10 protein-coding genes and 1 pseudogene are annotated in these 9,343 nt (G+C 41.6%); 4 read left to right on the top strand and 7 right to left on the bottom strand.

Going from position 1 to position 9,343, the window contains the following annotated elements; translation table 11 throughout:
- From LEP1GSC194_RS17390 to LEP1GSC194_RS22420, 3 genes are all read left to right on the top strand, one after another.
- On the top strand, positions 1-385 hold a 385-nt coding region (locus LEP1GSC194_RS17390; protein ID WP_036040695.1), incomplete at its 5' end, for a transposase.
- A gap of 454 nt (positions 386-839) precedes the next feature.
- Positions 840-1,034, top strand: a complete 195-nt coding sequence (locus tag LEP1GSC194_RS17385) for a hypothetical protein (RefSeq protein ID WP_017808590.1) — start codon at positions 840-842, stop codon at positions 1,032-1,034.
- A 173-nt stretch (positions 1,035-1,207) separates the two neighbouring features.
- Positions 1,208-1,399 (top strand): hypothetical protein, encoded by a 192-nt coding sequence (locus LEP1GSC194_RS22420; protein ID WP_156458461.1) that lies wholly within the window; start codon positions 1,208-1,210, stop codon positions 1,397-1,399.
- A gap of 252 nt (positions 1,400-1,651) precedes the next feature.
- Here LEP1GSC194_RS22420 and LEP1GSC194_RS17375 read toward each other — a convergent pair whose 3' ends face one another.
- From LEP1GSC194_RS17375 to ribH, 4 genes are all read right to left on the bottom strand, one after another.
- Positions 1,652-2,887 carry a HEAT repeat domain-containing protein gene (locus LEP1GSC194_RS17375; protein WP_020774759.1) on the bottom strand — a complete coding sequence of 412 codons (1,236 nt, stop codon included), beginning with the start codon at positions 2,885-2,887 and terminating at the stop codon, positions 1,652-1,654.
- Positions 2,888-2,979: 92 nt separating this feature from the next.
- Positions 2,980-5,046, bottom strand: coding sequence for a tetratricopeptide repeat protein (locus tag LEP1GSC194_RS17370; RefSeq protein WP_020774797.1), 2,067 nt, complete (start codon positions 5,044-5,046; stop codon positions 2,980-2,982).
- Positions 5,039-5,455, bottom strand: coding sequence for a transcription antitermination factor NusB (gene nusB / locus LEP1GSC194_RS17365; protein ID WP_017808471.1), 417 nt, complete (start codon positions 5,453-5,455; stop codon positions 5,039-5,041). Before nusB ends, LEP1GSC194_RS17370 begins: the two co-directional genes overlap by 8 nt.
- Positions 5,456-5,911 (bottom strand): 6,7-dimethyl-8-ribityllumazine synthase, encoded by a 456-nt coding sequence (ribH, locus tag LEP1GSC194_RS17360; RefSeq protein ID WP_020774761.1) that lies wholly within the window; start codon positions 5,909-5,911, stop codon positions 5,456-5,458.
- A 46-nt stretch (positions 5,912-5,957) separates the two neighbouring features.
- Here ribH and LEP1GSC194_RS17355 point away from each other — a divergent pair, with 46 nt between their 5' ends.
- Entirely contained in the window at positions 5,958-6,860 is a 903-nt protein-coding gene (locus LEP1GSC194_RS17355; protein ID WP_020774784.1) for a tetratricopeptide repeat protein, read from the top strand.
- 137 nt (positions 6,861-6,997) lie between these two features.
- Here LEP1GSC194_RS17355 and LEP1GSC194_RS17350 read toward each other — a convergent pair whose 3' ends face one another.
- The 3 genes and pseudogenes from LEP1GSC194_RS17350 to LEP1GSC194_RS22750 form a co-directional block, all read right to left on the bottom strand.
- Entirely contained in the window at positions 6,998-7,717 is a 720-nt protein-coding gene (locus LEP1GSC194_RS17350; protein ID WP_017809407.1) for a DUF5131 family protein, read from the bottom strand.
- Between the two features lie 4 nt (positions 7,718-7,721).
- Positions 7,722-8,549 (bottom strand): annotated as a pseudogene (locus LEP1GSC194_RS17345) (three-Cys-motif partner protein TcmP).
- 557 nt (positions 8,550-9,106) lie between these two features.
- On the bottom strand, positions 9,107-9,268 hold the full coding sequence (locus tag LEP1GSC194_RS22750; protein ID WP_020774791.1) for a hypothetical protein: 162 nt from the start codon (positions 9,266-9,268) through the stop codon (positions 9,107-9,109).
- Positions 9,269-9,343 lie beyond the last annotated feature (75 nt).

The following is a 9,343-nucleotide window of genomic DNA, read 5'->3' as shown; positions in this document are numbered from 1 at the left end:
TTTACTTTGTGAGGTATGTGACTTTAAGAGATTTAAAACAGCCGGTTCTTTCATGAGCTTTCTTGGGCTGGTTCCTGGAGAATATTCCAGCGGTTCCAAAAGAAAACAAACGGGGATTACAAAAACGGGAAGTCCCAGACTTAGAAGGATTTTGACGGAAGCTGCTTGGCAGCATCGCTTTCCCGGAACAGGTAGTAAGATCGTAACTGCAAGGAGGGTCGGACAACCTGCGTTAGTCGTTGCTTTAGCAGAAAAAGCTTCCTTAAGATTACACAAGAAGTTTCGTAATATGCAGCAAAGAGGAAAAACACCTCAAGTAATGATAACGGCAGTCTCACGAGAGCTATCCGGTTTTCTTTGGGCAGCGATGAATCTAGTAGCTTAGAGTTAGAATAATGTTTCATCAAATGGTTTTATTCGTTAGAGAAGATGTACGATAAAGGAGGAATACTTGTTGACTCAGTGTTGAAGCAAATTTGAATTTCAAATTTGACCTTCGTTTTTAGACTAAGAACAGCTCCCGATGTATAGATTATCCTGCGGTATCCAACCCGCGAATATCAGTCTGATCAATCGTCGCGAATGCTTTTCTCTAACGAGTTAAACTATTTGATGATAAAAATGCGAAAAAATATTTACGGCTCGGTTGGGTGCGCCATATCAGAGTCATGTTGCATTGCAGTATTTCCGCTTCAATCGCTTTCGCATTTGTTATACCGAACTCAGGATATTTTACTTTATCAAAAAGGAATCTTGAATAACAGTGCCCTATCCCAAAAATCTCGACCGAATTGTAAAACGCAGAAATCGTATGTGTTATCCGTAAAGGAGTTTATAATATGTATTTTTCCATGTTTAGGATCATAACTCTTTTCATTCTCTTTTCGAGTTCGTCGTTCGGTGAAAGTTTGAAATTGGATTCGGATCTGACGAACGAAATTTTAAAACATGTCCGAAAGGATCATAAAGTATCTTGGCAAAACATAGAGGCCAAGATCGATTTTAAACTTCTCAAAAATCTACAACCATCGTAGTAAAAACCCCGTCTTGCTGTTGCCTTCGTTACGGCTCCTTATCGATTCTCCGGATGGATTTAAATTTAAACCAAATCAAGAATAAAACTTTTGTCTATTATTCGGGAACTTTGCGGCAACTTCAACAACTGGAATTTTTCAAACCTTTTCGAATTTCGAAAAGCTTGGTGTCATTGAGAACGGATGTAGTGATTGACGACAAGGAAGTTTCGGATCCTTGTGTCGATGATGAAAAAATACAGGGAAATATCGTCGATTCCTACGATACAAACGCCGAAGGTTTTGCGCTTGGACGTTTTTCCGACGAGGGTCGGACCGAATGGTATTTTTCAATCATTCCTTTCGGAAGTGCAAAATACGGATAAAATCGGAAAGATTTTAACCTGACATCTGAATTTCTATCCACTGACCCTAGTACGTGGGAACTCCCACGTTTTAAACGAACGGTAAACTCCGTGCCGTTATGGATAAAATCGGAAAGATTTTAACCTGACATCTGAATTTCTATCCACTGACCCCTAGTACGTGGGAACTCCCGCAAAGACCGATTTTTTTTAATTTCTTGACTGAAGAACTCACGTTAGACCGTGCGAAATGAAATTCAAAAGTTTGCCGACTTAAGGAACCTTAGGCGGAAACTTCAGGTTCAAAATTTCGCGGATCGTGTTTTCCAATTCTGTACGAAGGGTTTTTTCGTTTTCGGAAACGTAAGCCTCAAAGATGGAAGGGAGGCTATCCGGATCGTTGATCGTTCGAATCGTGACGACCGCTTCGATTCTCAGATTCAATTTTTCTTTTTGATTTCTGGCAAGCACGAGTAACGCTGGCACGGCATTCTTATCTTTCAGTTCTCCCAAGGAACGGATCAACTGCCATTTGACGTTATTCTCTTTTTCTTCGGAAAGAATTTTCGTGAGTTCGACCGTGCTCGTATTGGCTCCGAGTTTCCCAACTGCGTAAGCGGCCTTCGTTCTAAGTTCCGCTTCCTCTGCGTTAGTCAACACGGCAAGGATTCCTTGTCCGCCCCCATGGCTTCCGAGATCCAATAAGAGATCGATCATTCTCGTTTTGAGAAACGTATTTTCTTCCTTTGTCAATTGATCGGAGATCGTCTTGGCCCCCTGTTTGTCTTGGAAGACGAGTAAAGCCTCCAGAGAAATTCTTCGAATGTCCGGATTGGGATCAGTCAATCCTTTGTAAAACAGGGAAATATGTTGGCGGCTCTTTTTATTTTTCAGGATTTCCAATGCGACCATTCTCACGTCGTCGTCCGGATCGTTCGTCGCCGATTTTTGAAACTGGGAAAATTTTTCGGACATTCCGAGACGATTGATCGCGATGAGATATTTTTTTCTCACACCCGAACTTTCGTCGTTTGCCAGTTTATGAATTTGATTTTGAATCCTTTCGTCCTTGATGATCAAAGAGGATTCCAAAAAATACATCCTTTGCACCGGATCCTTGGATAAGGACATGTCGAGTAAAATCGGCAAGGCCCGATCGTCCTTTAACAAATGCATCAAACGATAACTCAAGGTTCTCACCGAAGTTTCTGGATCGTTAAAGGCGGCGATCACCGAATAGATGAGCCGTTTTTCCCTTTTCTTTTCGGCCAATAGAAGGATTTCCTTCTTCAAAGTCACGTTAGTCGTCTTTTGAAAGACTAAGTCCAAAACGCCGACCCAATTGGGTGCGAGAACGTCGAGATCGTCCAACTCGGAAAAAAGTTTTAGGATCGCGTATTGGACTTTTTCATCCACCGATTCGTTTTGAAAAATAGAAGGAAGTTCCTTTACGAGATCCAATCGGTTTTTGTTTCGAATTTCGGAAATCGCAGAAGCTTGCGGCTTCATTACCTTTTCCTTAAATTCGTCTTTTGGAGTTTCGGCGGCTGCGATCGAAGAGATGAGAAAGAACGGAATGAAAACGTTTAAAAAGAAATGTTTCAGAAAAATCCCTCCCTGCGTGTGGATTCTTCCAAGGCTGCGGATGCGGCGCGTTTATTTTCGTACGCTTCTGACAAGGAAGGATCCAAGTCGATCGAACTCTGAAACGCTCGAACGGCCCTTTTGAATTCTCCGTTTTTATAAAAACAGATTCCGAGGTAATTGTATGCGGTCGCCGCGGTTTTGGGTCTTACGTCGGAACGTACGATCGCAGTCAACTCGTCGATAGCCTTTTCCCGATCGAGGATGGAATTGGAGTCTATTAGGATTTTTGCAAGTACTAATCGGCCTTCCATATCGTCCGGGTCCATGTGCGCGGAGCGGAAGGCTTCGTCCTTGGCCCTGTTTTTCAGATCCGGGTCCTTGGATTTATTGTATAAAAGCGCGAGTTTTTTGTGGGCGTTTTTCAGATCCGCTCCGTCTTTGGAAGCGTTCAAAACTTTCAAAAGGATTTTTTCCGCGTTGGAATCGTCCTGCATTCCCATATAAGCTTCGGCCATTTTGAGATGGATTTTATACGCGTCGTTTTTGTGTTTTACCACTCCCGTATATTCTTCCACCGCTTCCCGGAAGAACTTATTTTCGAGGAGATAATCTCCGAGGGCCTCCCGGCTTTGTACGTTTTCGGGTTCGATCGCCGAGGATTTTCTCCAGTTTTCTATGGCGAGGGTTCCGTTACCGGAATGTTTATAAACAAGTCCTAATGTATGATACGCCTTTGCGTTTTTAGGATTGAGTTCTATGACCCGGTTAAGCGCGGTGATCGCTTCCCCATATCGTTCCATCTGATCCAGAACCACTCCCAAGTTGATAAGCGCAGTCTCCGTAAAACTATCTCCAGGCGTGGAGGAAACGATTCTTCGATACGTTTCTTCCGCGGCAAGAAGATCGCCTTTGTTGTAATACGCCTCCGCAAGTTGAAAGAGAGAATCCAAATCCGTAGGATTGTACTTTAAACTTTTCTGAAGTGCGGAGATGGACATTTCTCCCTGATTCAAATTGGAGAATCCTTCCGCGATCAATCTGTAAATTTCGGGATCGTTCGCACCCGCGTCTCTCGCGAGTTCCAGATATTTAAGCGCCTCTTCCTTGTTTCCGTTTTTTTGTAAAACGACCGCGAGGTTATAAAGATACTTCGCTTCGTTCGGAGAAAGATTGCTCGCCTGACGGAAATGATATTCGGCGTTTTTAAAATCCTGTTTGTTGTAGGCGATGTTTCCCAGATAAGAATGAGACAAGGCCGCGAGTCTTCCCGAAGGGGACTTTATTACGACTTTCTTAAATTCCTCCTCGGCTTGGGGAATTTCCCCCTTCTTAAAATAACTGACCGCGAGATTGTAAGTCAGATACATGTCGTCCGGGGAAGCGGACAATCCTTCCTTATACGCGTCGATCGCGGCGTCCGGGTCGTTCAACTCGTTGAATAAATTTCCGGCGAGGAGCGAAACTCTTGGATCGTTAGGCGCGATTTCCTTTGCCTTGAGGGCCGCCATTCTCGCGTCCGCAAATCTTCCGGCGTGTTTGTAGGCGAGGGTGAGATTGTAGTAAGCGTAAAAATTTTTAGGATCGTATTGAACCGCTTTCTGAAGTCTTTCGATCGATTGCGGATAACGTCCGCTTTCGTCGTGAATCACTCCGAGGACGGTAAGCGCGATCGACTTCTCTTCCTGAGTTCCCGTGGAATCCAAAAACTCATTACAAGTATCGAATGCTTGTCTGGTAAATCTTTCCTTATAAAGATTGATACATTTCGTGAGCGCCGGATTTGCGTTTCCGTCCGGCAGATAAGGTCTTTCCAATAGACGATTGATGTCCGACTTATTCTGAACCAGATCCTTGTTGAAGGAGTTTGCAAATTCGGAATCGGGAGTCGACTTCCGGAAAAATTGATGATAAACGGCGAAACCGAGTCCTCCTAATACGAGAACTCCAGTCAAAATCCAGAATATTAGAAGTTTATTGTATGATCTGCGGATCCGAACGGGTTCTTTGTCTTCCGGGAAATAGAGTTCTTTTTCTTCGATCCCTTCTAAGAACAACCTGTTTTTTCGGATTTCTTTATCCATCGGATTTGATTTCGTTTTTGAGAATTGCGTCCAGGATTCCGTTCACGAACCGAGCGGATTCTTCGCTTTCAAATTCTTTCGTAAGCTCCACCGCTTCGTCGATCGTAACGTTCTTCGGAACTTCCCAGGTATATAACAAAGCGTATACGGACAAACGAAGGATGGCCTTGTTTACGACGCTGATTCTTGAAAAGTCCCAATTTTTGGAATACTTCTTGATCAGAGTATCGATCTGTTCCTGATTTTTCACAACCCCATTTACGATGGAAAGGGCGAAATCCCTTTCTTCGGGTTCGATTTTTTTATCGTACCATTTGAATTTGAGAACCTCTTTGAGAAGGGGTTTGGTAAGTTCCAATTGGTAAAGCGCCATGACGGCGATTTCTCTGGAAGTGCGTCTGGCTGACATTTAAAGAAGGGAAAGAAGGTTCACCATTTCCACTGCCGTGGCTGCGGCTTCCGCTCCCTTGTTGCCGGCCTTGGTTCCCGCTCTTTCGATCGCTTGTTCGATCGTATCGGTGGTCAAAACTCCAAAAATAACCGGAATGGAATATTGAACTCCGATGGATCCGATCTTTGCGGATTCTCCCGCAACAAAATCAAAATGGGCGGTTGCACCTCGGATCACGGCGCCTAAACAAACGATGGAATTGTATTTTTTAGAAGCGGCCGCCTTAGAGACTACGACCGGCATTTCATAAGCGCCGGGAACTCGGACCACGGTCAAGTCTTCCACCCCGTGCATGCGAAACGACTCAAGTGCCCCTTTCAAAAGGCTTTCCGTGATAAATTCGTTGAAACGGGACACGATAATGCAGTGTTTTTGTCCCTTTCCGTTTAGATCTGCTTTGAGTTCTTGGATCATAGATTCCTGATTGATTCTATTGTTGAGAAATCATACGTTACCTATTGTGGCAAATCAAAAAGTCCTCTCAGGATCGTTTTTCTCCTACGGCGTGTTTCAGAACTTAATTTTAGGTTATCAAAAAGGCCAAGTTCAACGTTTCTTTTCGGACAGATTGTTTCGTGAGTTCCGTTTCTATTTCGGTTCTTATTCCAACCGTTTCGTCTTAATACTCTGCATTCTTCTTTTTCTTTCGGGATGTTCCTTCTATCGAAGGATCTTTCCGAAAGAAGACGCGTTTTTAAAATCTCTCAATCTACCCGATTGGGTCTTGGAATCCAATATCAAATTGAGAGTTTTGTCCGGTTTACAAGACGTTCCGAACCCGGAAGATTCTCTTCCCGAAGACGAGATCGCAACTTTTGAAAACAGAGCCAGAAGAGTCCTCGCTACTTCTCCGCAAGCGATGAAGGACCTTTTCGAAGCCACGGGTTGTATCGACGGTTCCAGGCTTGCCGGGATCCGAGCCAATCGAATCACCGAAAGGGAGGAGGACGTTTGGTACGGAATTTGTCAGAACGGTAAAGAGGACGCGATCATCTTTCGTTTGTTTCAGATGGGGAACACGGATCTTTATCGAAAGTACGATAAAGAGACCGCTTCCGCTTGGGAGGAAGCGAGAAAACTCGCCGTGAACAATCCGGATAAGGCCGTGAGACTTGCCAATCAAGTGATCGAGTTGGAACCCGCACATCCGGCGGCAAGAAAACTTCTCGGTCAATTGTATCTCAAAGGCGGTTACTGCAAAGGTGCAATCCGTAATTATAGGATTTATCTGAGAGTGATGCCTCTCGCCGGAGACAAATGGAAAATTCACGAACAACTTTCGCAGAAATGCGGGGAATTCTTAAAACCGGAACCCAAAAGGGAAGAGGTGGAACTTCCGGATGCGGATCCGGACGCGATGTAAGTTGTTGGAAGAAATATAAGAATATTTTAAAGTTCTGATGTAGCTTATAAAAAAATATTTTATCAGGCATTCGATGTATAAATTTAAAAGAAAAGAAAGTTTTGAATTACTCAATTCCTAAAATCAAAAAGCGTTTCTTAAATGGCTTTCTTAATTTTAGGAATTACCGGCATCTCATTATATTCTCTTCCATTCAAAAGTCTTCCGGCGAGTTTTTTGTTTTTTCCTCCCCATTGTTTAAAGAAAAAAGCGACTTTTTCTTTTTTACAGATACGTAGCACTTCAACGACCCATTTTTTTTGTAAAGGTCTTGCCTTTAGGCCCGATTCGCCGCCTACAATAACCCAATTCAATCCTGTTACGTTAATATCAGCAACACTTTCTAACAAAGGCTCTACGGAAAGAAATTTAATCATTGCGTCCGTCTTACGGAGAAAATCAATTCTTGAATATACTTTTCTATTTTCAACGGAAACCCCCATCCATATATTAGGAGTCCAAATTAATTCTTTATGCATAGCAATAAGCCGTTCAGGCCTTTTAGTTAAAATCTGAAAAGTATGTTGAGGGTTTTCTCTCATCACTTTAAAGATTTCTAAAATAAATTCATTTGGGACATCTTTATGAAATAAATCGCTCATCGAATTTACAAAAAAAATCGTAGAGTTTTTCTTTTTTTTGGGAATAGATAAACGAAATGGATGGGTTTTTACTTCGGAAAATTTTCCCCAATCTTTTTCAAATCGCCTTGTCAGAGACTCAGCATAACAATTTGCACAACCCGCGCTTATTTTTGTACATCCAGTTACCGGATTCCATGTAGCTTGTGTCCATTCTATATTCGATTTAGCGCCCATAAATTTATTTTCGGTATTTTTTCATAATAGAGTTAATAATTTTGATTGCAAGCGACTTCTGCGTGGCAAATATCAAATAATACACAATAGCGTTTACACTATTCCTCATCGGCAAAGGCTTAGCCACTTCTGCAAAACCTGCAATCGTTTTTAATCGATTAGAGTATGCTTCCAGAATTTTATGCATTGGCTTTTCATTTTTTACCGTAACGGGCCCAAAAAGATCGTTTTCTTCTGAATATACAATTTCTTTCCAAGAATCATTTCCCCAAAATCGATTCATCTTTTCTCGATTGTTACCGGATATACCCTCGCTGTTGCTCCATAAAACGTTTCGATTCATATCAAGCACTGGAAAATTAATCAACACATCTGTTATTTTGCTTTTTCCGGCGGCTCTAACGACATCCCAATCCAAAGTTAGTTTATAAGGATCCAAAAGACAAAATATTCTTTCATACCTATCATAATGAAATTTTGGAAATACTTTTGACGGAAGAACTTCATTAGAGTTTCCAATATGAAAATGTGCATTAACTTCTGAGCTCACAAGGCTCTGTAAATGATGAACTCGTTTTTCCTCAAGATCCACAAAATGATATTCATAAAACGGTGGCGTAACCTTCAGAGCTCTCAAAGCACTACCATCGATTTTCTCTGAAGTTTTCTACGAAATTGCCTCCCCGGAATTACAAAATCCATCAATATAAATGGTTTTAAAATTTGAATTTTTCAAGGCACCCTGAAAGCTTTCCGCGTATTTTTTGACTATTTCTAATTTTAACTCAGTCCAGTCGCCAACTCGATCATACAAGTCGAAATCATTTTCCATATATTAAGATTCGGTATATTAGTAATTTATATAAAATAATTTAGTTTATTTTTATTCTTAATGCCTTACAAAGACTACCAAATTATATTTTAATGACTTTATCTCGAGATAAATGATTTTCATTTGACTGATTTCATAGGAGAACGAATGCAAAGCTCATTTTAAAAGGCCTTTGATTACAAAAAGAATCCGTCATAGGGAACTTCAGTGCAGATAATTAACGGGAGTTCGGTATAGCCCATGCGAAAGCGATTGAAGCGGAATCAACAAATTGGAATGACGAACGAATTTCGTTTTTCAAATAAATCGTCAATTTGTTGATTGGAGCAGAAAGCGCGGTCCGGCACTTGGCAAAGCCAAGGCTGGATTCGCCCTAACTTTCTTAAGAGGAATTTACGCTAATTAAATACTCAACGAAAGTTTGATATACGTCTTTAACACAAAAATATTAGATGAGGAGTCGAATAGTTTTAAAAAGGCGTGAAAGATTGATCAAAAATAGAAAAAGTTCTGAATGGATCGACAAGCTGCATAAATGGACCGGGGGAAATTCCCTTTTATCTTTGTTTTTCTTTTCCCACTCGGATCACGAGTGAAATTTTTCCGTCGGGTTTTTCCACGACTTCAAAACCCTCTTCTTTCAGAGTTTTTTTGATTTTATAAAGCCCGAAATTTACGACCTTGGATTCGGAAAACGTTTTTGAAGAGGATTTTTCCATCCCTTTCATTATCGGAATCGATAAGAGACGATCTTAAATTTTCGTGCCGGTTTTCTTACGACAAGAAGGTTCCTT

This window comes from Leptospira alstonii serovar Sichuan str. 79601 (assembly GCF_000347175.1).
GTDB lineage: Bacteria > Spirochaetota > Leptospiria > Leptospirales > Leptospiraceae > Leptospira > Leptospira alstonii.
The sequence above is the reverse complement of the archived record's forward strand: the minus strand, read 5'-3'. Positions and strand labels throughout refer to the sequence as shown.